Genomic DNA, 25176 nt, shown 5'->3' with positions numbered 1-25176 from the left:
CCGCTCGGATATAATATTAGTAGGTCTTAGTACTTGGTCTTAATTATTATTAAATTGTGACGTCATTTCACCGTGAGAGGACGATTAAGTGTATGCATTACAATGCGTTTAAAGATATTATTCATGGACGACGAAGCGTACGTCATTATACAGAGCAGCGTGTTACCGAAGAAGATGTACGGGAATTGATCGACTGCGCCCGCTACGCACCAAGCGATACGAATTCACAGACGTGGGAATTTATCGCGATTCTGAACACCGAGATCATCAAGCAGATTGAATCGTTAACTTGGGATGCCTTGCACGAACGAGCGCAAGCTGCTGAAGCCAAGGGCTTAACGAGAGAAGCACGCATGCTGGTGAAATCATTTGGACCCTACGCGACCGCCTTTTCAGGCGCACCGGCTTTAATTATTTGTCTTGCAACGCCCTATACGTCAAAGTTTCGTGAAAAGATCTTTGATCCTATTGAGTTGGTTCCGAACTCAGTCTGGGAAGAAGAAGGGATCAAGAGCAGCTGCTTAGCTGTTCAGAATCTCATGCTGGCTGCTTATGCTCGTGGTATGGCAACGTGCCCAATGACGGGACCTGTGCTGCTTGCTGAGCAGCGTATTAAAGATCTGCTTCAGATAGACGAAAGTCGTACCATTAATATGGTTCTTTCCCTTGGCTTCCCTACTGATACACCTGCCAAGCTTGCACGGAAGCCTGTCGAAGATATTTTAACGATCGTGCATTAATTTACCTCTACTCCATACAGCCAGGGAATTTCCTTGGCTGTACTATCCTTAGTTAATTTCATTGGTAAGCCTGCTATCAACGACATCCGTTCTGTCTTTTACCTAGATAACGGGGGGATTCCTTATGAAACTTGCACCTCATCTGAACAGGTCCCGATCAGAGGACCAACAAATCCAGCGTTATCCCGTACAACTACTTCAGCAATTAATCTCATTTAATACCTCCAACCCGCCTGGCCATGAAGCAGCCTGTATTGACTATATCCGAACTATTCTCGAGAATATTGGAATTCCCTGCTGCATTATTGCTTCTGACAATGAGCGGCCTAATTTGATCGCACGTATTAAAGGCAGCGGCAAGGCCCCTCCCCTCATGTTATATGGACATGTTGACGTTGTTGGTGTTGATAATCAAACATGGACGCAAGACCCGTTCGAAGGTCAATTGATAGATGGTTTCGTCTGGGGTAGAGGTGCGCTGGACATGAAGGGCGGCGTAGCTATGATGATTGCCGCCTTTATGCGCGCATATGTAGAGGGAACTTACCTAGCAGGTGATGTAATATTACTCGTGGTAAGCGATGAAGAAGCAGGCGGTGAGTATGGCGCCAAATATTTGGTCGAGCAGCATCCTCACCTTTTTGATGGTGTAAAGTATGCAATTGGCGAATTTGGAGGATTCTCGTTATATGTAGGAAACCGTAAATTGTATCCGATCATGATTGCAGAGAAGCAAGTATGTTGGCTGCGTGCTACGATACGAGGGGATGGCGGGCATGGTTCCCTCAGTGGAAATGGCGGAACGAATAGCATGGCAAAGCTTGCTGACATGCTGCTGCGACTGCAACGAGCAAAGTGGCCTGTCCACGTTACACCAGCTGCTGCACATATGATTCATGCGATGGCGGATGCCCTGTCTTGGCCAACGGGCACCGTGCTGCGTCAACTGCTGCGTCCACGACTAACCAACCAAGTACTGCAGGCACTTGGTGACAAGGGCCGTTTGTTCGATCCGCTGCTGCATAACACCGTTAACGCTACGATTGTTCAGGGCGGCGAGAAGATTAATGTCATGCCAAGTATGATCGTTGTGCAGTTAGATGGCAGACTGCTTCCAGGTTTTAAGCCTGAACAGTTGATAAGCGAGCTGCACAACATCATCGGACAGGACATCGAATTGGAAGTCATCAAGTATGATCCTGGTGCATCTCTACCCGATATGGGACTATTCCCGCTGCTATCACGCCTGCTAAAGGATGCTGATCCCGCAGCACACCCTGTTCCGATGCTGCTTCCAGGGGGAACAGACGGACGTTTCTTTGCTCAACTTGGCATTCAGACTTATGGTTACTTGCCTATGCCTCTTCCAGCAGAGTTACAGTTCACTTCCCTTATTCATGCTGCTGATGAACGCGTACCTGCAAGAGCGATTGAATTTGGTACAGACGTTCTTTACAGTCTGTTACAGCAGTACGGACACGACGAATCCGTATAGCTATGTATACTAAAAAGCAGTTCTGACCGGGTCACGGTACAGAACTGCTTCTGCGATGCTATTGTGCACTATTTATGAATGATGTCCCTCAGCGGGTGATACCATTATAATTTAATGACATTAGCCGCCTGTGGTCCACGATTTCCTTCTGTCACATCAAACTCAACCGCTTGGCCTTCATCCAAAGACTTAAAACCATCAGTTGCGATTGCGGAGAAATGAACGAACAATTCGTCGCCGTTTTCTGCTTGGATAAATCCATAGCCTTTCTCTGCGTTAAACCATTTAACAGTACCTTTCAAAGTCAAAACCTCCTCTTACTTCATCACCTTTAACAGGCGAATATTCACATTATACTGGAGCGATTAAGCGATTGCAAATTTCAGCCCTGCGGTAACTACCGCTATTTCATTTGATTTCAATTATGCCCTGCGTTATGATGAACTTTAATGGGCAGTTTGTTGATGCTCTACATTATATGCAGGCTGATTGCAGCAACACAGAAATGAGGTTTAATGAATGGCTAAGAAATATGTAATTTACAAGAAAGACAACTGGAACATGCTGACGGTTGAAGTTCAAGGTCGCCAGATCGTTCTCCGTGAAATATCAGACCAATGGGGCGAGGAATGCCACAACTTTATTGCACGGGCTGAGATGATGGCATGGGTAAACAGACGCTTCCCTAAGTCTGACTATGTTGGCAATGAAGAAGAGTGGGAGCAACTGATGTCCGCTTTTAAAGAAGTGTAAAGGCTGGGTGGGTTATGGATTCGACATCTACGCTTATATTTATTATTTTAGCCTTTTCATTAGGTGCTGTGCTTATATGGAAGAGAGAATCCGTGCCTGCACGTTTGCGTCGCTCTATGGCGCTTGGCGCGATCGTATTTATCGCGTTTGCTTTTTTCCTGATCGTCTACTCTTTTGCTACAGCTGGAGGCTAAGCTTCTGTTAACGACTTAACCATCTCGTTTGTGTGTGGTAGCTCTATTTCCTGTAATTGTACTCGCTGAGCAATAACATCTTTTAATTCAGGCTATACTACTGAAAAGTCTGGGTTAATTGGCAGCATACAACAGGAGGTGCTATATGGCTTGCCGCACTACATTCAGATGGATTATGTGCTGTCTACTTGTCACGATCATACCGGCTCCGACCAGCTTGACTGCACTTGCAAGCCCACATTCGGAGACTCCGGCTGTGATAAGAACACACACAACATACAACGATTCGAGGAGGATACATATGCATCAAGTAACAAAACGTTCGGAAGTCTTGCCAGAAGATCGCTGGAAGTTGGAGGATCTGTTTGGCTCTCAAGCAGAATGGGATAAAGAATATACACTTGTTCAACAGCTTACTGAGAAGATGAAGCAATTTCAAGGCAAGTTAGGCGAAGCAAGTGCACTTAAAGCTTGTTTTGAGCTCGAAGATGATATTTCCCTACATACGGAACGTTTATATGTATACGCTAATATGCGTCATCACGAAGACACTGCGGAAGCGACGCACCAAGCTTTGGCAGAGAAATCAACCAAATTGAGTATTAATGTAGGCGAAGCCATGTCATTTATTACTCCTGAGGTACTCGCCTTGTCAGATGAGAAGCTCGATGAGCTCATTGCAAATGATGAACTTAAAGCTTATCGCTTCACATTGCAGGAGATGAAGCGCCAAAAAGCGCACGTCCTAACAAAGCAAGAAGAAGCACTGCTAGCTCAGGTAGGCAATTTATCCAAAGCACCGGAATCCATATTCAGCATGATTAACAATGCAGACATGAAATTCCCTAAAGTAAAAAATGAAAAAGGCGAAGAAGTTGAATTAACGCATGGCAGTTACGTTCAATTTCTGGAAAATCGCAGTCCTGAAATACGTAAGGCTGCATTTGAAACCGTCTACAGCACATACCGCAAACAGCGTAATACGATTGCTGCTACCTTAAGTGCCAACGTAACCAAGAACCTGTTCTATGCGCGTGTACGCAAATACCCTTCTGCACTGGAAATGTCCTTGTACGGTGACAACATTCCGAAGGATGTTTACACGAATCTGATTAACACTATTCATAAACATCTGCCGCTCATGCATCGTTATATGAAGCTCCGCCAAAAGCTGCTTAAAGTGGATGAACTCCACATGTACGATCTATTTGCACCTGTTGTTGAACAATTCGATATGAACATTTCCTTCCAAGATGCTAAAGCTACAGTTAAAGAAAGCTTGAAGCCGCTGGGTGAGGATTATTTGAATGCGCTTCAAGACGGCTTTGATAACAGTTGGATTGATGTATATGAGAATGAAGGCAAGCGTTCCGGTGCTTATAGTTGGGGGGCTTATGGCACGCATCCATACGTGCTGTTGAACCATAAAGACAACCTAAACAGCATGTTTACATTGACGCATGAGATGGGTCACGCGCTTCACTCGCACTATTCAGACAGCAGTCTGCCATACCGTGATGCTCAATATACGATCTTCCTTGCCGAGGTTGCTTCCACGCTGAATGAAGCACTTCTTATGGATTACATGCTGAAGAAATCAACAAATGCAAAAGAGAAAATGTATCTGCTTGCCTATTACATCGACCAATTCCGCACGACGGTATTCCGTCAAACGATGTTCGCAGAATTCGAGATGCTCATTCACGAGCGGGCTGAAAATGGTGAGGCGCTGACGCCACAACTGCTAAGTGAAATTTACTATGATTTGAACAAAAAATACTACGGCGATGCTATGGTTGTCGATCAAGACATCGAAATGGAATGGGCGCGTATTCCGCACTTCTATTCCAGCTTCTATGTTTATAAATATGCTACCGGCTTCTCGGCTGCACAAAGCTTTGCCAAACAGATCCTCGATGAAGGTCAACCGGCAGTCGATCGTTATCTTGGCTTCTTAAAGAGCGGCGGCAGCGACTTCTCCATTAATATTTTGAAGAAGGCTGGCGTGGATATGTCCACTCCTGCCCCAATTGAGGAAGGCATGAGCGTACTCGAATCACTTATTACGGAAATGGAAAAGATGGCCGAAGCGCAATAAACAAGCCAAAAGGGGGGTCATGGATGCCATGAGCCCCCTTCTTCCATACAGCTTGCATACTTAATATGGTTATTCCAGGTTAAGTGTAAGCAAGTCTACATACATCAAGAAGGAGTGGCATTATGAAAAAAAATTCAAAAACGCCCGTATCCAAAAAAAAGACACCGATCCGGATGCAATGGATGCTGCTTGCGACACTCTTTTTTGCATTAATCACTGCTATTTTTGCTGTAATTAATGTAAATCCGGTTCAAGTTAACGTGTTATTTGGCACATTTGATGTACCGCTAATTCTGCTTATTTTGGGATGCACACTGCTTGGTGCTATTATCGTTGGCTCATACAGTCTATACGTTCAATACCGAACACAGCGTAAAGTAGCACGATTGGAGACACAGCTCGCGCAAGTTCTGGAAGCGACTGGTTATGATTTCGATCAGCCTATCGCTACTGAACAACTTGAACCGTTACAGGATCAGGCGAATTTGAAATAAGTATAGTTAAGACCACTCTTGCCAACTAGTTACCACGTTTCTGATACGAACTTTTTATTCTCATATAAAGGAGTAGAACTACTATGACTTTGATCTTTGACAATCCGTATCCTGATATTACAAATAAACCACTGCATATAAACATAGATAAAAACTATGTGATGTCCTTGCTTCTGGAGTGCCTGCAGACAGCCAGTCCTACCGGGTACACCCACGCGCTAATGAATCGATTAAGTGTTGAAGCCGAACACCTCGGCTACAAGATGGAGCGTAACGCTAAAGGCTGCGGTTATATTCGCGTCAAAGGCTCCAATTCGAGCTCCAATCGTGTCATTGCCTTGTCTGCGCATGTCGATACACTTGGGGCGATGGTCCGCTCTGTAAATGCAAACGGCACACTTCGTCTTACCTCATTGGGCGGATTTATGGCAAATGCTATGGAAAATGAGTATTGTACGATACATACTAGCTCTGGAAAAACATATACAGGCACCATTATGACCAATCAACCATCCGTGCACGTCTTTGCTGGTGCTCGAGATCTGAAACGTGAAGAATCTGTTATGATCGTCCGCATCGATGAAATGGTCAACAGCAAGGCCGATGTTGAGCAGCTTGGTATACGTACCGGTGATTATGTGTCCTTTGACGCACGACCGCAGCATCTTCCAAGCGGATACATCAAGTCACGCCACCTTGACGACAAAGCAAGTGTTTCTGCGTTATTTGGTTTGCTGCACAGCATGCGCGAGCATAATTGGCAGCCTGTCCATGACATTGTTATTATCATTACGAACTATGAAGAAATCGGACACGGCGCTTCCTTTATTCCACAGGACATCACTGAGATGGTAGCAGTTGACATGGGCTGCATCGGTGATGACTTAAACTGTAAGGAAACCGATGTGTCCATCTGTCCAAAAGATTCAAGTGGACCGTACGATTATTTTATGACGAATCGTCTGATTGCGTTAGCAGAGCGCGAGGACATTCCTTTCGCGGTTGACGTATACCCGCATTATGGCTCAGACGCTTCCGCAGCGCTTCGCGGGGGCAACGATATTCGCGCAGCCCTTATTGGTCCAGGTGTACATGCTTCTCATGCCATGGAACGAACTCATGAGCAAGCTGTTATCAATACCGCCATCTTGCTGGCGGCTTATATTACGGAGTAACAAAATTTTATTATTTAATAGTTATACTGAATAATGTTGTAAAGGAGACCGTTATGAATTCTTCCTCAGAACTAACAGCTTTGCCCTCATCTTTTTATGCTCTTGTCGTTGACAAGGATGAACAGGGTCGTATAACGCCAGCGGTCAAAGAAATAACGTTTGCTGACCTGCCTGACGGCGATGTTACGATACAGGTTGCTTATTCCAGCCTTAACTACAAGGACGCCCTTGCCTGTTCTCCAGACGGTAACATCGTGAAGAGTTATCCGTTTATCCCAGGTATCGATGCTTCAGGCATCGTTGTAGCTTCTAAGGATGATCGTTATCAGCCTGGTCAAGCCGTTATCGTGACTGGTTATGAGATGGGTGTATCTCACTTTGGTGGGTACAGCCAATATGCACGTGTGCCTGGTGACTGGCTCGTGCCACTGCCTACCGGTCTCAGCCTGCGTGATGCAATGGTGTTTGGGACAGCTGGCCTCACGGCTGCTCTCTCTGTCAAACGCTTGGAGCAGCACGGCATTAAACCCGAGGACGGGCAGATTCTGGTCACCGGCGCTAGCGGCGGCGTAGGCAGCCTGGCACTTGCAATGCTGGCGAAGCTCGGTTACAGTGTGACCGCCGCTTCAGGCAAGAAGCAGGCGGAGCCAATGCTGCGTGCGCTAGGTGCAGCAGAGATTGTCAGCCGTGAAGCTTGGCTGCCGGAACGGCCGCGCTCACTGGATAAGCAAAAGTGGGCTGGCGCAGTAGATGTATGCGGCGGCGATATATTGGCAGCTGCGCTAGCATCTGTAAAATATGGTGGTGCCGTAGCCGCGAGCGGGCTGACGTCAGGTGGGACGCTGCCAACGACGGTGTATCCTTTTATACTGCGTGGCATCACCTTATATGGAATCGACTCTGTGTATACAGAGCAGGATCATCGTGTTCACGTGTGGGCGCGAACGGCGTGGGAGTGGAGCTCCATCTCTCAAGTAGAAGGTTTTGTCAATGAGGTGACGCTGCAAGAACTGCCTGCATTGGCTAGTCGAATGCTGCAAAGTCAGGTGATGGGAAGAACAATCATTCGTATTGCCCATTGTCAATAGCAAGCACTTTTTATTATGATAAATGAATTCAGCAGGGTTCAATATTCTCTATCTAGACTTTAAGATGTGTGATATAGATCCATCGTTGTAGAAAATACGTATTTGAAATGCAAGGAGCTAAGCAGCCTATTCTGCCTAGCTCCTTTTCATTTGTCATCCTTTATTTTTTCTTAAGCAGATTCGAGCAAACGAAACAAAAACAGACGCTCTTGTCAAAAGAAAATAGAGTTCTAGACAGAAAATTATCAAGACCTAAACTTAAGGAAATCAAATAAAATAAAGGGTTCTACATAGCTGCACTCATGATGATTTTTTTATGGGATAGGTCATTGCCAGCGACCGCTATAGCAATGCGTCCATCCGTCCCTTCAGGAGTCCCATGATGCTAGCGTATAGGCTAAGAAATTGTTGAATGCTTTAATGATTGGTCTTCCTAAATGATGCTCTTGGGACTAGATGGAATTCTGCTGTTCCAGCCATCTCAAAATCGCTTTATTTGATTCCTCCGGCTTTTCTTCCTGGATCCAATGACCGCAATCCAGATTGACCACTTCCACATTGGGCACGAACTTTGTCAGGTTTTCAGACTTCGCAACCATATCCCGATCACCGTAGATCATGAGGGTCGGCTGCTGGATGATTGGGTTCACCTCCGCCAATAAGTGCCAGTTGCGGTCAAGGTTCCTGTACCAATTTATGCTGCTCGAGAACCCTGATGTTTCAAAAGCGGAGACGTAAACGGCCAGATCGCTTTCGCTCATTACGGGCTCACCGAGCGGTGTTTCCGCGTTGGCGAGATTGATCAACGCCATACCTGGCTCAGGTGCTCTGAGAGGCTCGTTCTTCCGGTATAGGTTACGAAGGAATCTGTACGTATTGTCTTCGAATACGGCGTCCGCGACGCCTGGCTGTCGATTGAAGTGGACGAAATAGAAATTGCCGCCAAGTATTTCTTCCATGAACTCGATCCAGGGTTTTTCTCCGCGCTCTTGGTAAGGCAAGCTCAGATTTATCACTTTATTGACGCGGTTTGGATGCAACAAGGTCAGTCCCCAAACGACGAATGCACCCCAGTCATGACCGACAAAGGTAGCGTCTTCGTATCCGTAGTGATCGAGAAGGGCGACGAGATCACCCGACAAGTGTTCAATGTCATAGTCTGTTACTTCGGTCGGACGGGATGAGTTGCCGTAACCCCGCTGGTTGGGGACGATGACATGGTAGCCCGCTGCAGCAAGTGCGTCCATCTGATGGCGCCAAGAAAAGGCATGCTCTGGCCAGCCGTGGCAGAGTACAATAGGTTTTCCTGCGTTTTCTCGGCCTGCTTCAAACACTTCGAGTTCCACACCGTTGACTGAAATAAGGGTGGGTTTAGGAAAATTGGTTGAATTAAACATTGAATTAATACCTCCTTCTTGTGATACATGTAGTATAATCGATAAACGGTGACATCTTATTGTCACCGTTCTGAAATCATGTAAAAAAGAGGGCAATTATGGACAAAGTGGAGAGACTCATTTCAATTATTATGATATTGCTGAAAAAAGAGGTTGTTGCGGCAACGGAATTCTCACAACTATTCAATGTCTCCAAAAGAACGATCCTTCGCGATATGGACACATTGGGCTTATGTAACATCCCCATCTACTCTGTCATTGGGGTCAAAGGCGGCTTCGGCATAATGGATGAATACAAGGTGGATAAACGCTTATTAAGCAGCTCCGATTTACAGAATATATTAACTGCGCTGGGTGGATTGGAACAAATTCTCCTTACCGAAGAAGTTGAAAGAACGATAAAAAAAATAGAGGCAATGGTTAGTCCATTGTCTCTTAATCGTTCCATTCAACTATCGTTTTATGATTGGAAAGGTCGGTCCGAAATTCTTGAAACCGTAAAGACATGTCAAGAATCCATAACAAAGAAAAGGCTGGTTTCGTTTAATTATACAGATAAAGACGGGGCTGTAACGGATAGAATGGTTGAGCCCTATGAGCTGCATTTCAGCGAATCAAGTTGGTACTTGAAAGGATTCTGTTTACATCGACAGGGATCTCGAACATTCAAGTTATCCCGGATCGATCATATTTCTATGGATGAACGCGCGTTTCATCCAAGAGACGATTGGTCTGAGCAAGGACACGAAGCAAGTTATCTACCGCAGTTCGTCACGATTAAGGCATGGATATCGCCTAGCATAAAAGATCAAATCATCGAAAGGTATGGTCGAAAAAGTATTGAAGACCATGGTCCTGGACTTTTATTAGCAACCATATATGTCCCTCAAAATTATATGGGATTTCAACTTTTAGCAAGCTTCGGCACTCATCTAAAAGTTGTAGAGCCCAAAACCTACGTTGATGACTTTCGAAATTATTTATCTCAAATGATGGATAACTATTCCTGATCAAGGTCTTTTCTCGGCCTATATGACTTATTTCACATGAGTTGGGGCTTTACGCGCTTCTTCATAGATTTAGCATCGAAGCTTCAACCTTCAACTCAACTTTTCGCCGCTACTTATAGTAAGGTTCAGCGCGAATAATCTTCAACTATCCTGCCAGTTAGCTCAATGTAGTGCAACTAAATTTTTTCGTAAATCTGAGCATAAGCCTTTTTCATTTCTTCTCGTAATTCTTTGTTCTCGTTCTCCAGTGCTTTGATTTTGCGTTTTAACGTTTCGATGAGTATATCCTTTTTCGCATCATTCATCTCACACTTTATTTGCTTTGAAGTAGGTGCTTGTAATTGTTGACGGCGTAAGGATTCGATCCTCTCGCGGATATCTGAATTACCCCAATCATGATATAGAGGTAGCTGGTTAAATGATCAGATGCCTTTTTCATTGAAGTAACGGCAGATTAACACAGTATTCAGCAGCTAATCTGTGGTAGTATGAAGTGGAAAGTTTCACTAGGAGGGTGTTAATTTGACTACGCCTATTGAATTGGACGGAGCTAAGGTTTTGTACTTCACGGACAATAAAAGTACTAATGACTTTGGGTACGTATATTATCAAGAAGACGAAAAAAAGTTATTATAACTGCTCTGACGATAACTCAATACGAAGGAAGCGATGGTTTTTATCTTTTTTCGTGCGACCTAGAATGGAACGTAATTGGTGATACTATACATGACGCCGGTCTGAATATTAACTCACCCGTTGCTACACTTAATACGAAGAAATGGTCCGATTATGAGTATGAGTGGCACTGGATGACGATCACTAAGTATTACCGTGATGCAAATGACAATCGTTGGATTGCCGTCTCCACGTGGGGTCAGCGCCGCAGCATCGATTACTGGGTACATTTCGATGCTATGCAAAATGGATGGTTACAAGGCGGAGTGATGTATTTCAAATAAAAATCCCATAGAATGAAGGATAGTGCTATGATTCCCATAGTGCTATCCTTTAATGGAGGGATCAAATGAAAAAAATGATACCGGTGGTTTTATCACTCCTAATCCTCTTAACCGGATGCACGACCCATAAGACGATAAAAACAGAACAATTGACCGACTTTAAGTCGAAAATTCTTAGGGTCCACAAGGAAATTAACGATCTAAAATTCCAAATGTCACCTACCCTAATCGAGTTTAACTACTACCTTAATCGTAAACCGGACATTGGAAATGACAAAGAGATTTTCTTGAAGACGAAGGAACTTGCTCTCTCTTCCGAGTTCCAGAATACAGTTATTGAAGAATTGTACTTCAAAAATTACTCCAAGGACGACCGGAATTATCCAAAGATCAAAATTAAGTTCTTTAGCACTGATAGAGATCGGATTGAGTATGAATATTATGCCTTTTATTACGGACCTGGATTTGAGGGAGAGAGAGATCGGCCGATCGACAGGTACAAGACGTGGTTCTTTAGTAACTTCAAAACAAATGACGTGCAGGTTACACCATGAGATAACAAACAAGAAAATGGGATACGATTATAGAAATAGTTGACTTTCTATTAGAGTGGAACAATCGAAAAAAGCAAGGTCCACTAGTGGGGACTCGCTTTTTCTATGTATATAATGTCCTATTCTCCTTGGCCTCGAACTAAAATTAATCGTTTAGCATGAAAGAATCATTATCGCGGCAGCGGTAGTAGGCACATCCCTCTACGATATTTTGACGTTCAAGCATTTCTGGGGGATTTGCAAAAACCATTCCGGTTTCAATTCGTGAATCAAGATCAGCATGATGGAAGGAGGTCAATCCGCCCACATTACCCAAAACTTTTTCTTATGATCGAGTTCGAAATGAAGGTGACCCCGACACGAAATCCTCTAGCTAAATTGGCGAGGTTGAGGATATCGTCAGATTGATACGCGACGCGGGACTGAATGGTAAGAAAAACTGGAATCTGATCCTCCGAATGCCTAGATATGCACTTCTCGAAGTGCTTAAGAAATTCATTAACCATTCGTGATTTGAAAAATGTTTTAGCATTTTTAGGTTAAGGGCTGTTGACCCGTTGTGTACTCCCATCGTACAGAGGCGCTCTTCCTTATTCAATCTCCTAATTATTCGTTCCACAGGAATTCTAACGGGACACGATAGCTGAATCATGATATAGAGGCAGCTGGTCAAACGCTCATTGAAGTAACGGGCAGGATAGTTTGAGATCATTTGCGGTGAACCCTACCATAAGTAACGGCGAAAAATAGGGAGTGTGCAGACACTCCCTTTGTGCTAACATTGTTTGTTATCAAATGTCTACTTCACAATAATCCAATAAGGCGAACGAACAAAATGCTTATTTTCACAGCGAGGTATTATATCGGTGAGTGTATACAAACCATGTAATGCTTGCTGTTAATAATGCCGACGAAATCAAAGCTGTAAGAACACTATATGTTTGCCAAATAAGTATCGTTGACCAATCTAATGCACAGCACATTATACACAGGGCAATCGTAGCAATCAGCAAAATAGCTGTTACGATTATTCGCTTTTTTGTCATTGGCTGCCGCTCATTCGTTTTCCTTCTGCGTAATCCTAAGAGAAAGAACAGAACGGCCAATAGGCAAAGAATAATTGTGGTAGACGATAAAATGATGTCCAAAAGCTGTGTGCCGCTTATTTCATATGACTGCGTTAGATTGCCGTCTAATATATCTTTGACTTTTAGTACCATGCTTCTATTGATATTTGCGCCGTTGGTCAGCAAGCAGACGGCTGTTCGTTCAATTGGCATTATGGCCACTTCGGTTCCGAAATTGGGATTGCCCCCTGGGTGCTCTATAATCGTTTGGTTGGCGTTTACCGACCAGCCCGCCGCATAATACATTTCGTTGACAGCCGGAACAGACATATCACCCTGATGTGATTTTTCGATAACCGTATGGAATATTTCGGGTATGTCCTGCACAATACCCATCTGTATGCCCATCCAACGCGCCATATCTTTTGTACAAGAAATGATGTAGCCTGCGGGTTTATTCCCGGAATAATCCGGCGCGTTATATGGAGTTGTCATAAAAAAGGAAGAACGGTAGCCCTGTGCCAACTGTCCGGTGGCTTGAGCATCTTCTTTATAAACATACGTCTGGTGAAGACCTAACGGCTGAAATACTTGTCCCCTCATAAAGTCCTCATAGCTTTGTCCCGACACAATCTCAATAACCAAACCCAATACGTCATAATTAACGGTTCCATAGTTATACTGTTCACCGGGAGGGAACGCCAACTCAGCATCTACCAGCATTTCCACAGTCTTTTGCAGCAAATCTGGCGTATTGCCTTGTGGAATATTTTGAGTATGCCTACCATTTGTTAGGCCGCTAGTATGGTGAAGAAAGTTATTGAGTGTAAGGCTTTGCACATCAACAGGTTTCCCTTGATACTTTAACGTAAACCAAGGTAAATATTTTTGGACAGTGTCAGTCATTGACAGCAGCCCTTGCTCTTCCAAGAGCAGAATACCCATGCCGGTAAAAGCTTTACTGACCGAGGCCAACTCATATAGTGTATTTTCACTTGCAGACAACCCACTTTCACGGTCTGCATACCCGGAAGAAAAGTAGAACACTTCATCATCAGCAAGTATTGAGATTGACATTCCCGGCACACCTGATATACGACCGGCATCATCCAGCAACGCTTGTATTGCCGCAGATTGCGTATCTGACAACGACGCATAACTTTGTGTTGCGAATCCTGAAAATAATAAAAGTATCGTTAATACAAAAACAATAGTCTTTTTCATAAACTCTCCATTTCGAAAAAATTATGCGAGGATAATAGTGTCTGAAAGTATTCCTCAACGTTATCATCAAAGGTTAACTGGATCTCTTCAATCTGTTTCGTTACAAAATCCTATTTATTTATAATATTATACAAACAATCTTTAATCCTCAACATATATACCTTGTTCATTAATTTATTATCCATCATCTAATCGATACATTCATTAGTATTGCTAAACTTGAGTAAATTTTGGTGCGATTTTGCAGAAAAAAACGCAGGTTGGCCATTAGAATTGCACCGGTAATTAATTAAGCTAACGGGACACGTTAGTTTAATGAAACAGCGACAGTCTAGGACTTTATTTTCTTATCCTTGGTCTGTCGTTGTTTTATTTTCGAGGGTCAGTCTAAAACTTATTATATACAGTCTGACATTATAACAGTTTAAAAAGTCGCCTCGATCATAGACATACAGTCTAATACTTTATTTTCTGCTGACATCTCTGATCATAAGCGTCTCTCAAGCAAGCCCTTGCTCAAGGCTGATTCTTTACCTTTTTTCTGTATATCCATTGTTGTCGTGCAAGACCGATAAACGCAATTGTAAGCAAAATAGACAGAATCCAATTATTACTATTCTTGAATGAATTGTAGTAGGACACAAGAACTCCCAGTGCTACAAGTCCTAAAAATATATAATTCCTTAACAAAATATTCTTCCTGAAAATGAAGTGAATAGCTAAAACGACTACCAAAGCATATATAGTAAGAAAAGCAATGATGATTAAAATGGGTTCAAACTGACTAAAATCCATACCTCTCCTCCTCTATGTTTTAACTTCACTAGGCCATCGCAACTTCGTAGTAGATAAATGGACGCCAATGAGTAATCTAATAAATACATAAAACAATGATGGTTTCCCCGCTTAATCAGTACAAATAACAAACGAATTTGATACCTCATAAGCCTTTACTGCTTTCAACTGATCTCTCGCTTAATTATTAGAATAACGATGCTTGAGGATATTTATTACCAAAATTACAACAAAGCCAATAAGCAAATTGATATACTACCAAATTAAAAACAGACACCTGTTTAGGTGCCTGTGACGTTGATTAAAAAAATTGTGAAAGCTAATTACCACGAAACAATTACTCCACTTGCAACTAATGGAGTGATTACAGCAACTAGTGAAACGGTCATTAAAACTACCTGGGCGATTTTTCTTCCTTTTTTCATATGAAGGCGCCTCCCTTGTTATTGTTGTTCTGTAAGTACTCAATAACCTGATGAAATTCTTTTTCAAAACTGTGAAGTGCATTAGGGAATCTACTCATCGCGCTTAACAGCATACCGATGCTTTTCGATGCCTCACGGTGCCTATCAACAGATATAAACATTATAATACTCTTAAACAAATTATGGAAGGCTTGTTCAGGCTTATTAATAGTAAAATAATACTCGCTTTTCTTTGAGAAATAATCAGCATGTTCAGAAATCAATAATGGATGATTAGTTGATGTGAAGTCGATAAAGTCTTTCTCGTGTTTGATCAATCTTTCGATAGCATCCACGTCATGTTGTTTTAGGTACAAATCTAGTAAATCATACATGACAACAACTTTATGTGGGTGTTTATCCAAAAATTCCTCTAACTGTAGAATGGCTAAGTCGATACTAATTTTCTTACTATCAATTTTGGCCTGTAAGTAACCCACTTGATCATTCAGCCAAGGAAAATTAAATTTTTTTAGAGTGCGGACGTATTTTTCGGCGCTATCAAAAAGGCCTAATAGGAAATAGCTTGATGCAGATAATAACAGGGCCTCTGCCTTCGTTGTCCCTTCAGAGTAATCAAGGGTGAGGACTTCCTTACAGTGTTGGATGCACTCTTCGTACTTACCTAAGTGGTAGGCATGTACTCCGATCTTGTAGTAATACACGATTTGGTCATCTACTGGAAGAAATTTTGCATGATATTGAATACTTCGTCCATATTCGTAAGTATCTCCTAATCTCCGTAAATCACCGCGTTCAATAAGATAGGATTGAAGCAATGACTTAGCCAAAGAAGGCCGAATACTGTGATCGTCCGTGAACTGGCTAATCACTTTAAACAAGGCAAGTTTTCGGGGAATCTCTTGTGTTTCGGTTGCAAGAGCATATAATCGTTCAACGGACTCTTCAGAGGTTTCACGCTGATTGATAGCGAGGAAATTAGTAGCAATCTTCATAATTAATGGTATAGGCAACGATCTCGGAATCGATTCCTTCAGAACGGTAAACAAGGACTCCGGGCCGCCCTCTACTTCGATATAGGATTCTGTAATCTCTTCGATCGGAATATGTAAGGTAGAAGCAATAGCTAAGAAGCTGCGGAACTCAGGGGCTGTTGACTCGCCTGATTCGATTAGGTTCAAAGTTCCTTCGGGGATGCCTGATAAGTCGGAAACTTGGGGTAATGTCATCTGCTTATCTATTCGTTTACTTCGTATCAGTTCCCCCGGCCCCGACGTTAGCGTTGAAGCGGAGATATCAGTCAACGGGTACACCTCACTTAATGGATTATGTATAGGAATCAACCACCTACATATTACCATAATATTTCGTGTTGTTCTATTTATTTCAAAAAACATAAAGATGTTAATTTACTCCCCCTTTGCCATGAAGCTAAGAGCGAGCGATCTTAATCCTGCATTCTTAGCCTAGTATCCTAACCTAGTAAGCGACCGCTTCCCTATAGAATAACAAGAAGCGGTCGCCACGTAAAACCCTTTTATTGATGTCTAGCTATGGGCGCAACAACCGCTATAGCAAATCGTTGGGTTGTCTTTGACTAATGCTGTCTCTATTACGAGCCTCTAGAAGCTTCAATCTGCTCCGCCAACTCGCTCAATTCGGTCCATCGATCCATCAACTGCTCTAACTTAGACTCTGCTTCCCGCTGCTCTTTCATGAGCTCTTGTAGACGAGAGGAATCGCTATAAGCTGCTTCCATGTCACGGGTGATCCGCTCCAGCAACGCTTCTGTGTCAGTGACCCAGCCTTCAATCTGTTCATACTCTCGTTCATCCTTGTAAGACATCTTTAACTTTGGCTTACGCTCTTGCCGTCCCGCAGTACCCTCTGTTCCCGCCGAATCCACTTGTACATCCGCAGACTTTGTAGCAGCAGGTGATACATTTAGTGCACTCTCGCTCAAGGAAGGCATTCCATTCGCTGCTCTCCACTCCATGTATTCGGAATAATTTCCAACATGTTGATGGACATTCTGCTGTTCAAATGACCAGATTCGCTCCGCCACCCGATCCAAGAAATAGCGATCATGTGACACCGCGATGACAATACCGGGGAAGTCATCTAAATACTGTTCCAGGACAGCGAGCGTCTGCACATCCAAGTCGTTGGTTGGCTCATCAAGCAAAAGTACGTTAGGCGCAGTCATGAGCATACGCAGCAACTGCAAGCGACGCTTCTCGCCGCCTGACAACTTGCCGATCACCGTCCACTGCATCGTTGGACTGAACATAAACCGTTCCAGCATTTGCGCTGCACTAATCGTCTCACCTTCCGCAGTACTCACAGTCTCTGCCGCTTCTCGTATATATTCAATCACACGCATCGATTCATTCATTTCTTCATGCTCTTGCGTAAAGTAGCCAATACGTACTGTCGGGCCTAATACAACTGAACCTGCCTCAGGCTCGCGGCGCCCGGCAATCATTTGCAGCAGCGTAGACTTACCGCTGCCGTTCAGCCCGATTATTCCAATCCGGTCGCCTGCTACCGCAATATAAGAGAAATCTTGAAACAGCACCCGTCCGTCCGCTTCCGCGCGAAGTGCATCGATCTCCATAATCTTTTTGCCAAGACGAGCACTGGCAGTTGAGACTTCAATTCCGGAATCACGCTGCGCTGGCCCCTGTGAGCTCAGCTCTTCAAAACGTTCAATACGTGCCTTCTGCTTAGTCGTACGTGCCTTCGCACCACGTCTGATCCAAGCTAATTCCCGACGCAATATGTTCTGTCGCGTATCCTCGGCAGATGCCTCGCGCGCTTCACGGTCTGCTTTCAACTCCAGAAACCGTGTATAGTTTGCTTCATAAAAAAAAGCGTTCCCCTGGTCCAGCTCAATCATCTTGTTGGCAACCCGGTCTAGGAAATACCGATCATGCGTAATCATAATCAGGGCGCCAGTCCGCTTCTGCAGCATCGACTCCAACCATGCTACCGTCTCATTATCTACGTGGTTCGTAGGCTCATCCAAGAGGAGAACATCAGCTTGATGTATAAGCCCGGCAGCTAATGCCACTCGCTTGCGTTGTCCACCCGATAGCTCCCCCATCTTGGCTTGATAACGCTGGATTCCCAGCTTAGACAGAATGGTCTTGGCTTCACTTTCCAACTGCCATGCCTGTAAACGATCCACGTCATCACTTGCTTTGACCAATCGATTCTGGAGCGTGGCATCCTCCGGATGAAGGCTAAGCGCTTCCAGCACCTCTGTGTATTGTCGAACGGCCGTCATCTCAGGAGAACTGCCGCTCATTACCGTATCCAACACCGTTGACGACGGATCAAACTCCGGTTCTTGTGCCACGTATTCTACCGATACGCTGCTGCCTCTCATCATCTTGCCTGACTCGATCGGCTCCAACCCTGCTATCGTCTTCAAAAATGTGGACTTACCTGTCCCATTTACTCCGATGATCCCGAAGCGATCTCCCTTCTCTATGCCAAAAGAAACGTCTTTAAATAACGTTTTCTCCCCGTAACTTTTACTAAGCTGCTCAATCGTCATTACATGCATGCTGCTGTAAGCCTCCATTTCCTAACTATCCCTGCTGTTCCTAGCACTTACCCTGAATCTTATAAAAAGGGAGAACCAGAGGTCCTCCCTTTACACGATTACACTCTTCATCACCTGAGGTCAGACTTGCATCCGTTCATAAACAGCTCGGCTGCAAATTGGACACGCTTGTCCATGTCCTGCTCGACAAATTCCGGACTAAAAATCATGTCCATCTTAATCATATCTAACATGCCAGCATAAGACTTCGCATGCAGCATGGGTTCAAGCAGCCCAAACTGTGCAAACGCATTTGCCATCAGGTTCATATAACGCTGCATAAAGCTCCGAATCACTTCCATCATATCCGGGTCGTTATTAGGTGCTTTAAAAAATAACTTCGTATATCGCTTACGCTCATAATAATATCTTAGATGATGTCCTGCAATAAATCGCAATTGCTCTTCCAGCGAGTTGAATTGGTTCAAACCAAACTCCAAATCACCTAGAAAATGATCAAAATCACGCTGCGACATCGCCGTAAACAGCTGTTCCTTGCTATTAAAATACAAATATAGCGTTCCTTTGGCAATGCCCGCCTTATCGGCAATATCGGACATCTTTGTTTCGTAGAAGCCATCGGAACCGAAGAGTTCATAAGCCGCATCCAGTATCAAATGCAGTTTGTCTCCTTGACCGTAACTCACCGGCTCACCTCCTTCGGCAATTGCCTATCAGGCTTAATGCTCTAGATGCTGCTCCTTCGAATATAACATGGGAAGCCGTTATTGTCGATTTATATGGCTTATAACCAAAATATGCCTATCAACCACGCTATCACACCTCCGAATACCGAACTAACCCCATTTACGATATCGTTAGTCATCCAGCGAAAACCTTTCACCAGTGTTGTTGGTTGCCCGCAGTGAGTCGTTCTCTCCGTGTTCGCACCACACTTCTCACAATGGTAAGCCGCTTGAATCGTCGCCCCAAGAAATGAATCGGTAAAAGCGCCGACGATACCACCAACCGTGCCGCATATGCCAATCAAGATTAGCAGACTCCATTGATATGGAATTGAAAATGCCGGATCAGCAGCAATGTACAGGCAAACGACAGCAGCACCCCCAATTGTCGCAGCACCCAGCATGGTAGCTATTGTCCCGATCGTGGATACAGCCCCTGAAGTTCCTGCAGGCACTCGCTTGCCAGTCAGCACGGAGCGCGGCAAAGATCGACTAAGACTGCCAATCTCTGTGGCCCATGTATCTGCATTAACGGTAGCCATGACACCTGCAAAGGAGAACAGCCATCCGGGGTGCGGAAATATAGCATTACAGACGCATAGCAACATGCCGAGGCCACCATTGGCCATGACCTGATGAGCGTCCCTTTCCCCTGTCTTCTTATAGATCTGATCGAAGCGGCTTTTCTTTCGTTTATTCCATTTGGACCAAAATGTCGACGTTATAAAAAAGGTCAGCAGCAGCCCAAACCAGATCAAGCTCCCGCTTCCATAGTAAACCGTCCCCATGACAACCGCCGCCAGTGCGCCCGATTGCGTCAAAGATCTTTTTCGATATGCCAGTCCGGCAACGATAATACTTCCTGCCAGCCCAATCAACCAATCCATATGACGATCACTTCACTTCCGTAGTCTGAATAACACCCTTTCCTACACATTCGCCATTCCATAACAACTCCAACGTATCCCCTGCCTGCACAGCACCAACCCCTGCAGGTGTGCCGGTAAAGATAAGATCACCTTCACCTAATCCATAGTGGATGGCAACATATTGAATCAAATCATCAAAATTAAATATCATATCACTTGCAATTCCCTGCTGCACCGTCTTTCCATTTAACTTGAGCTGAAATGGCGTATGAATCGTTGCTTCTGTTCCTGGATACGCCATAAATGGCGTGAGTGGTGCGGAATGAAGAAACCCCTTCGCCGCAAGCCACGGATGCCCTTGCTTCTTTAGCACGTCCTGCACGTCGCGAAGTGTAAAATCAATGCCTAATGCCAAGCCATCAACGGCCTCGTCAGCCGTCATTCCCGGTTCTACCTGTCGTTCGATGCGCAGTACTAGCTCAAGCTCATGATGTACAGCACCCTTATGTAATGGAAGCGGCAGTCCTTGCTGCCCATCCAGCCATGTCAATGCATGGGACGGCTTCATAAACACCATCGGCTCCGCAGGAACGGCATTGCCAAGCTCTGCCGCGTGCAATTTATAGTTACGCCCAATGCAATATACGTTGCGAATTAGACTTTTTATCGGAGCATCCTTTTGCAGCACTATTTCATCCACTGTGGTTCGTTCTATTCCGGTGCTCCTATTAACAGTGTCCTCACTAGACAACCCTGCCGTTGGCCCTGTGTTCATTTCGATCGCCCCCTAATGTAGACTATTGGTCAACGCTTCGTTACATGTCCATAACGATCAACTCTAGTTTGAAATGAAATGCTCTCCATGCGCGATATCAGTGCTTGCCCCTTGGTTCCTATGAGCGGAACTGCTCGGCCAAGCTCTGTATAATAGGGATGCATTTGGAGCTTGCATGTGCCATTTTTAGTACACTCGGCTTCCAGCACCATCGTATCCCACGTTTTAGGTTGTGTAGCACGTGTAAAAATAAAGTTACCCATACTGTAAGCAATCCACTTTCCCTTATACGGCTCAAACCCTTGCAGGACGTGCGGATGCCCGCCAATGATCAGGTCAGCGCCAGCATCAATGTAAGCATGGGCAAGATCTTGCTGGTGTTTAACTGGATAGTCGACTTTCTCTTTGCCCCAATGGGCAACTACGATGACGATATCTGCAGCTTGCTTCGCCTTGCGAATCGATTCCAGCGCTTTTGTTGGATCATACGTTGCTGCAAGTCCTGGCTTATTCTTGCCTGCATACCAGCTGACATCAGGAATCACACGACTAAACCCCAGGACAGCGATTGACATCCCATTGCGCTTTACGATGACAGGTTGATAAGCCTCTATCCCATTCTTGCCTGCGCCAACATAGCGGATATCAGCCCCTTGCAGTGCGGCAAACGTATCTATTAGACCTTCTTCTCCTTGATCCATGACATGATTGTTTGCGAGATTAACAACGTCAATTCCCGCTTCTTTCATAGCACTGGCCATTTTGGGGGATGACTTGTATACAAACTCTTTATGCTGGGCGGGAACTCCCCGCTTCGTAATTGGTGTTTCTACGTTAGCGATCGTCAGATCATCTTGTTGGAAGATCGACTTTACATAAGAATATGGATAATGATACCCCGATTTCGCTACTACATCTGCTACTTTTCCCGCATTGATGATATCGCCAATAAAAGTAAATCGAACGACATCGCTAGTTGGATGACGCTTGCCACTCTGATCATCAGGTAATGAAGACAGCGGAGACTTGACTTCCATCGATCCAGTTGACTCAGTTAGTTCAGTTGATGAAATGGATTCATGTGACTCCTTTAATCCAGCACCTCCGATGGCGGTCATACCTTTATCCCCAATAGGTTCTGAAGCAGCCAGATTCTGTGGAGCGGTCTCCTCACTCTTATCTTCTCCTGGTTTATCTTGAGATTCTTGCTGGTGTTCAAGCTGATAGTTGCTGGAAGCCCCAGTCTCCTGCTTGCTTGGCTGATCATGTTGGAATTGAGGCGATGTAGAGTGGCTTTCAGGGATCACAAGTTGACCTGAATACCAACCATACAACGCTACTATAACGATAGCTGCAGCCAGGCCCAGATTAAAGGCAAACAATCTGCCTCGCCTACGCTGACGCTGCTGCTTCTCATGACGCTTGCGCTCGCTTCTCGATTGTCTCACTTCGCCTACTCTCCTTGCTACTTGGTTATAAACGTAGAGAGCATCACCTCCGTGGCTCGCTGCGATAACTCATATCAAGTAGAATACGGATGGGTGTTCTCTTCGTTCCGCTGTACTGCTTAACCGAACACTCGATCAGCAATCGTTCTGGCTTCTACAGGGTCTTTGGTCCCATGTACTAAAATACGTCCATCTTTAAACATCACTAAGCGATAATGATCGATTGGAACAGACAACAAGTAATCATTACTATGAACCGTAGGCCCCCATACATGACGGAGACGTGCAGCCACTTCTGCTATTGGAAGCTGCTGAGGCTGAGCAGGACGGATCTGTACCGTATCCCGTCCGCACAAAATATCGGTCTTGCGGTGGTTCGAAGCTTCCAAGTATGGATAAGCGGCATCCTTACCACAAGAAGGACAATCGTCACGACGTGCTGCCGAAACATCAAGTGCCGTACTTTGATTCGTCCACAGATCAAACGAAACAAGCTTACGCCGAAGTGCAAGCGGATTGCCGCTCAGCCACTTTAATGCTTCTGCAGCCTGGTATGCAGTAACCATCTGCACGGCTGGTGGAATAATACCCGCAGTATCACATGTGGCTCCGCCAATCGGGACCGTATCCATTAGGCAATGCAGGCATGGCGTTATCCCCGGCTCAAACATCATAGACATGCCATAGCTGCCAACACATGCACCGTAAATCCAGGGCACGTTATGCTTCATCGCATAATCATTCAGGAGCATTCGTGTGTCAAAATTATCAGTTGCATCCAAAATTAGATGCTGTCCAGCAGCCCATTGCTCCAATTCGTACACGGTAACGTCCGCTACGATGCCTTGAATCTCTACGCCGCTGTTGACGGCTTGTAGTCTCCGCTCAGCAGCTATCGCCTTAGGCAGTCGCTCATGCACATCCTGCTCCGTGTATAGCTGCTGCCGCTGCAGGTTGCTCCATTCGACGTAATCTCGATCGATAATCGTCACATGTCCCACTCCGGCCCGCACTAACATTTCAGCGACACCTGATCCTAAAGCCCCTGCTCCTACAATTAATACACGGCTGTCCATTAGCTTGCGCTGACCATCCACCCCAATCGGAGCAAATCGTTCCTGCCTTGAATATCGTTCAGCATTATGAATATTCTTCAAAGGTGTAACCATCTATTTTCCCCCTCATCTATATAGGGCTTGTCTGCTTGTATCAATTTGCTTATTTCATCTGCATATATCTATGCATTCACGTACACCTCTCTTATTTTACATGAACCTTTTCCAAAAACCTACTCTATAACCAGCAGACTCGTCATACAATGAACCAACCGCAAATAATGGAGGTCGTACCATGGAACAACAGCGCGTACTAATTGCCAGCCCTATTCGTCAGCGACCAGATATACTGGAGGCTTGGCTTGAATCATTGAGCCGCTTGCACCAGCAATCGTATACAGCGAGCTTTGCCTTCTTTGACGATAATGACGATGAACATTCACGTCAATTACTACTGAAATTCCAACGGGAACACCCTGCTGTGCGCATTTACAGAAGTGAACAGCAAAAAGTAGCCTATGAATGCGATGAAACAACACATTTCTGGAATGAACATCTGGTATGGCGTGTTGCGGCAATGAAAGATTTCTGCATACAAGCAGCCCTGGCAGATCAAGTAGACGCCTTGTTTCTGATTGACTCCGATCTGGTCCTCCACCCGGACACGGTTGATAGGCTGCTGGCCACGGAGAAGGATATTATAGCAAACATATTCTGGACAATATGGGAACCGGGAACCGTTGAAATGCCACAAGTATGGGTACAAGACGTATACTCGCTCATTCCAAAAGGCCGCAATGAAAAGTTAACGGAAGAGGAAACCAATCGGCGTCTATTTCAAGTGCTAGCCCAGCTTCGTCAGCCTGGCATTTATGAAGTCGGTGGGCTAGGAGCGTGTACTTTAATTAAAAGGAAGGCATTGGAGGCTGGAGTGTCGTTTGCGGAAATTCCAAATGTGTCATTCTGGGGTGAAGATCGGCATTTCTGTGTCAGAGCAGCCGCACTTGGCCTAAAACTCTATGTGGATACACGTAAACCTGCCTTTCATCTATATCGTCCATCTGACCTTAATAATCTGGCAGCTTATTTACGGTCATGCGACATCAATCCAGATTCATCGCCGCTCGATAGCAAGCACAAGGTTCAGGTATCTTCCACTATTAAAGAAAATGGACGGCCTGCTACACTTGGTACATCATCAAGTAAGCCTTCTGAATCCAGACAGTGGCCATGAAAGCAGGGAGAAGCTCCTCTTATCGTTTAAC

Annotated in this window: 24 protein-coding genes and 1 pseudogene; 12 read left to right on the top strand and 13 right to left on the bottom strand. The window is 44.8% G+C overall.

Annotated elements, in window-relative coordinates; genetic code table 11:
- The first annotated feature begins 92 nt into the window (after positions 1 to 92).
- Positions 93 to 740: a nitroreductase family protein gene (locus QP775_RS16670; protein ID WP_239326603.1), complete on the top strand. Its 648-nt coding sequence runs from the start codon at positions 93 to 95 to the stop codon at positions 738 to 740.
- Positions 741 to 864: 124 nt separating this feature from the next.
- Positions 865 to 2235 carry a M20/M25/M40 family metallo-hydrolase gene (locus QP775_RS16665; RefSeq protein WP_285107694.1) on the top strand — a complete coding sequence of 457 codons (1371 nt, stop codon included), beginning with the start codon at positions 865 to 867 and terminating at the stop codon, positions 2233 to 2235.
- A 104-nt stretch (positions 2236 to 2339) separates the two neighbouring features.
- Here QP775_RS16665 and QP775_RS16660 read toward each other — a convergent pair whose 3' ends face one another.
- A complete protein-coding gene (locus tag QP775_RS16660) occupies positions 2340 to 2537 on the bottom strand; it encodes a cold shock domain-containing protein (RefSeq protein WP_028546332.1) in 198 nt (65 codons plus the stop codon).
- Between the two features lie 217 nt (positions 2538 to 2754).
- Here QP775_RS16660 and QP775_RS16655 point away from each other — a divergent pair, with 217 nt between their 5' ends.
- The 6 genes from QP775_RS16655 (at position 2755) to QP775_RS16630 (ending at position 8037) form a co-directional block, all read left to right on the top strand.
- Positions 2755 to 2988: a hypothetical protein gene (locus QP775_RS16655; RefSeq protein ID WP_239326599.1), complete on the top strand. Its 234-nt coding sequence runs from the start codon at positions 2755 to 2757 to the stop codon at positions 2986 to 2988.
- 14 nt (positions 2989 to 3002) lie between these two features.
- On the top strand, positions 3003 to 3182 hold the full coding sequence (locus tag QP775_RS16650) for a phosphoethanolamine transferase CptA (protein ID WP_239326597.1): 180 nt from the start codon (positions 3003 to 3005) through the stop codon (positions 3180 to 3182).
- Between the two features lie 301 nt (positions 3183 to 3483).
- Positions 3484 to 5280, top strand: coding sequence for an oligoendopeptidase F (pepF, locus tag QP775_RS16645; RefSeq protein ID WP_239326595.1), 1797 nt, complete (start codon positions 3484 to 3486; stop codon positions 5278 to 5280).
- Positions 5281 to 5402: 122 nt separating this feature from the next.
- On the top strand, positions 5403 to 5774 hold the full coding sequence (locus QP775_RS16640) for a LapA family protein (RefSeq protein WP_275444465.1): 372 nt from the start codon (positions 5403 to 5405) through the stop codon (positions 5772 to 5774).
- 131 nt (positions 5775 to 5905) lie between these two features.
- A complete protein-coding gene (locus QP775_RS16635) occupies positions 5906 to 6949 on the top strand; it encodes a M42 family metallopeptidase (protein ID WP_239327716.1) in 1044 nt (347 codons plus the stop codon).
- Positions 6950 to 7002: 53 nt separating this feature from the next.
- Positions 7003 to 8037, top strand: coding sequence for an oxidoreductase (locus tag QP775_RS16630; RefSeq protein WP_239326593.1), 1035 nt, complete (start codon positions 7003 to 7005; stop codon positions 8035 to 8037).
- Positions 8038 to 8329: 292 nt separating this feature from the next.
- On the opposite strand, the pseudogene QP775_RS25780 reads toward QP775_RS16630, so the two are convergent.
- Both QP775_RS25780 and QP775_RS16625 read right to left on the bottom strand, forming a co-directional pair.
- Positions 8330 to 8480 (bottom strand): annotated as a pseudogene (locus QP775_RS25780) (3-hydroxyisobutyrate dehydrogenase); the annotation flags it as partial.
- A 9-nt stretch (positions 8481 to 8489) separates the two neighbouring features.
- Positions 8490 to 9434: an alpha/beta fold hydrolase gene (locus tag QP775_RS16625; RefSeq protein ID WP_285107688.1), complete on the bottom strand. Its 945-nt coding sequence runs from the start codon at positions 9432 to 9434 to the stop codon at positions 8490 to 8492.
- A gap of 98 nt (positions 9435 to 9532) precedes the next feature.
- On the opposite strand from QP775_RS16625, the gene QP775_RS16620 reads away from it, so the two are divergent.
- Positions 9533 to 10444, top strand: a complete 912-nt coding sequence (locus QP775_RS16620) for a helix-turn-helix transcriptional regulator (RefSeq protein ID WP_285107686.1) — start codon at positions 9533 to 9535, stop codon at positions 10442 to 10444.
- 176 nt (positions 10445 to 10620) lie between these two features.
- Here QP775_RS16620 and QP775_RS16615 read toward each other — a convergent pair whose 3' ends face one another.
- Positions 10621 to 10749, bottom strand: coding sequence for a hypothetical protein (locus tag QP775_RS16615; protein ID WP_285107684.1), 129 nt, complete (start codon positions 10747 to 10749; stop codon positions 10621 to 10623).
- 504 nt (positions 10750 to 11253) lie between these two features.
- Between QP775_RS16615 and QP775_RS16610 the strand changes: the two genes are divergently transcribed.
- Complete coding sequence (locus QP775_RS16610) at positions 11254 to 11403, top strand: hypothetical protein (protein WP_285107682.1); 150 nt, start codon at positions 11254 to 11256, stop codon at positions 11401 to 11403.
- Positions 11404 to 11468: 65 nt separating this feature from the next.
- Positions 11469 to 11957 carry a hypothetical protein gene (locus QP775_RS16605; RefSeq protein ID WP_285107680.1) on the top strand — a complete coding sequence of 163 codons (489 nt, stop codon included), beginning with the start codon at positions 11469 to 11471 and terminating at the stop codon, positions 11955 to 11957.
- 845 nt (positions 11958 to 12802) lie between these two features.
- Here the strand turns inward: QP775_RS16605 and QP775_RS16600 are convergent.
- The 9 genes from QP775_RS16600 to QP775_RS16560 form a co-directional block, all read right to left on the bottom strand.
- The gene (locus tag QP775_RS16600) at positions 12803 to 14248 is read right to left on the bottom strand and encodes a serine hydrolase domain-containing protein (protein ID WP_285107678.1); all 1446 of its coding nucleotides are present in this window, start codon (positions 14246 to 14248) and stop codon (positions 12803 to 12805) included.
- Positions 14249 to 14764: 516 nt separating this feature from the next.
- Positions 14765 to 15043 carry a hypothetical protein gene (locus tag QP775_RS16595; protein WP_285107676.1) on the bottom strand — a complete coding sequence of 93 codons (279 nt, stop codon included), beginning with the start codon at positions 15041 to 15043 and terminating at the stop codon, positions 14765 to 14767.
- Positions 15044 to 15464: 421 nt separating this feature from the next.
- Positions 15465 to 16697, bottom strand: coding sequence for a hypothetical protein (locus tag QP775_RS16590; protein ID WP_285107674.1), 1233 nt, complete (start codon positions 16695 to 16697; stop codon positions 15465 to 15467).
- Positions 16698 to 17080: 383 nt separating this feature from the next.
- A complete protein-coding gene (locus QP775_RS16585) occupies positions 17081 to 19039 on the bottom strand; it encodes an ABC-F family ATP-binding cassette domain-containing protein (protein WP_285107672.1) in 1959 nt (652 codons plus the stop codon).
- 110 nt (positions 19040 to 19149) lie between these two features.
- Positions 19150 to 19725 carry a TetR/AcrR family transcriptional regulator gene (locus QP775_RS16580; RefSeq protein WP_239326575.1) on the bottom strand — a complete coding sequence of 192 codons (576 nt, stop codon included), beginning with the start codon at positions 19723 to 19725 and terminating at the stop codon, positions 19150 to 19152.
- Between the two features lie 98 nt (positions 19726 to 19823).
- Positions 19824 to 20651: a DUF92 domain-containing protein gene (locus QP775_RS16575; RefSeq protein WP_285107669.1), complete on the bottom strand. Its 828-nt coding sequence runs from the start codon at positions 20649 to 20651 to the stop codon at positions 19824 to 19826.
- A 7-nt stretch (positions 20652 to 20658) separates the two neighbouring features.
- Positions 20659 to 21300 carry a fumarylacetoacetate hydrolase family protein gene (locus QP775_RS16570; protein ID WP_285107971.1) on the bottom strand — a complete coding sequence of 214 codons (642 nt, stop codon included), beginning with the start codon at positions 21298 to 21300 and terminating at the stop codon, positions 20659 to 20661.
- A gap of 137 nt (positions 21301 to 21437) precedes the next feature.
- Complete coding sequence (locus QP775_RS16565; protein WP_285107667.1) at positions 21438 to 22856, bottom strand: CapA family protein; 1419 nt, start codon at positions 22854 to 22856, stop codon at positions 21438 to 21440.
- Positions 22857 to 22975: 119 nt separating this feature from the next.
- Complete coding sequence (locus tag QP775_RS16560) at positions 22976 to 24025, bottom strand: ThiF family adenylyltransferase (protein ID WP_239326567.1); 1050 nt, start codon at positions 24023 to 24025, stop codon at positions 22976 to 22978.
- Between the two features lie 181 nt (positions 24026 to 24206).
- Here QP775_RS16560 and QP775_RS16555 point away from each other — a divergent pair, with 181 nt between their 5' ends.
- Positions 24207 to 25145: a glycosyltransferase family 2 protein gene (locus QP775_RS16555; protein ID WP_285107664.1), complete on the top strand. Its 939-nt coding sequence runs from the start codon at positions 24207 to 24209 to the stop codon at positions 25143 to 25145.
- Positions 25146 to 25176: the final 31 nt, after the last annotated feature.

Origin of the sequence: Paenibacillus sp. UMB4589-SE434, assembly GCF_030226685.1 — a bacterium.
Taxonomy (GTDB): domain Bacteria; phylum Bacillota; class Bacilli; order Paenibacillales; family Paenibacillaceae; genus Paenibacillus_B.
The sequence above is the reverse complement of the archived record's forward strand: the minus strand, read 5'-3'. Positions and strand labels throughout refer to the sequence as shown.

Coding starts and splice junctions, on each gene's coding strand:
- QP775_RS16670 (WP_239326603.1), top strand. CDS start 93: ATGCATTACAATGCGTTTAAAGATATTATTCATGGACGACGAAGCGTA.
- QP775_RS16665 (WP_285107694.1), top strand. CDS start 865: ATGAAACTTGCACCTCATCTGAACAGGTCCCGATCAGAGGACCAACAA.
- QP775_RS16655 (WP_239326599.1), top strand. CDS start 2,755: ATGGCTAAGAAATATGTAATTTACAAGAAAGACAACTGGAACATGCTG.
- QP775_RS16650 (WP_239326597.1), top strand. CDS start 3,003: ATGGATTCGACATCTACGCTTATATTTATTATTTTAGCCTTTTCATTA.
- pepF (WP_239326595.1), top strand. CDS start 3,484: ATGCATCAAGTAACAAAACGTTCGGAAGTCTTGCCAGAAGATCGCTGG.
- QP775_RS16640 (WP_275444465.1), top strand. CDS start 5,403: ATGAAAAAAAATTCAAAAACGCCCGTATCCAAAAAAAAGACACCGATC.
- QP775_RS16630 (WP_239326593.1), top strand. CDS start 7,003: ATGAATTCTTCCTCAGAACTAACAGCTTTGCCCTCATCTTTTTATGCT.
- QP775_RS16625 (WP_285107688.1), bottom strand. CDS start 9,434: ATGTTTAATTCAACCAATTTTCCTAAACCCACCCTTATTTCAGTCAAC.
- QP775_RS16620 (WP_285107686.1), top strand. CDS start 9,533: ATGGACAAAGTGGAGAGACTCATTTCAATTATTATGATATTGCTGAAA.
- QP775_RS16615 (WP_285107684.1), bottom strand. CDS start 10,749: ATGAATGATGCGAAAAAGGATATACTCATCGAAACGTTAAAACGCAAA.
- QP775_RS16610 (WP_285107682.1), top strand. CDS start 11,254: ATGACGATCACTAAGTATTACCGTGATGCAAATGACAATCGTTGGATT.
- QP775_RS16605 (WP_285107680.1), top strand. CDS start 11,469: ATGAAAAAAATGATACCGGTGGTTTTATCACTCCTAATCCTCTTAACC.
- QP775_RS16600 (WP_285107678.1), bottom strand. CDS start 14,248: ATGAAAAAGACTATTGTTTTTGTATTAACGATACTTTTATTATTTTCA.
- QP775_RS16595 (WP_285107676.1), bottom strand. CDS start 15,043: ATGGATTTTAGTCAGTTTGAACCCATTTTAATCATCATTGCTTTTCTT.
- QP775_RS16590 (WP_285107674.1), bottom strand. CDS start 16,697: ATGACATTACCCCAAGTTTCCGACTTATCAGGCATCCCCGAAGGAACT.
- QP775_RS16585 (WP_285107672.1), bottom strand. CDS start 19,039: ATGCATGTAATGACGATTGAGCAGCTTAGTAAAAGTTACGGGGAGAAA.
- QP775_RS16575 (WP_285107669.1), bottom strand. CDS start 20,651: ATGGATTGGTTGATTGGGCTGGCAGGAAGTATTATCGTTGCCGGACTG.
- QP775_RS16560 (WP_239326567.1), bottom strand. CDS start 24,025: ATGGTTACACCTTTGAAGAATATTCATAATGCTGAACGATATTCAAGG.
- QP775_RS16555 (WP_285107664.1), top strand. CDS start 24,207: ATGGAACAACAGCGCGTACTAATTGCCAGCCCTATTCGTCAGCGACCA.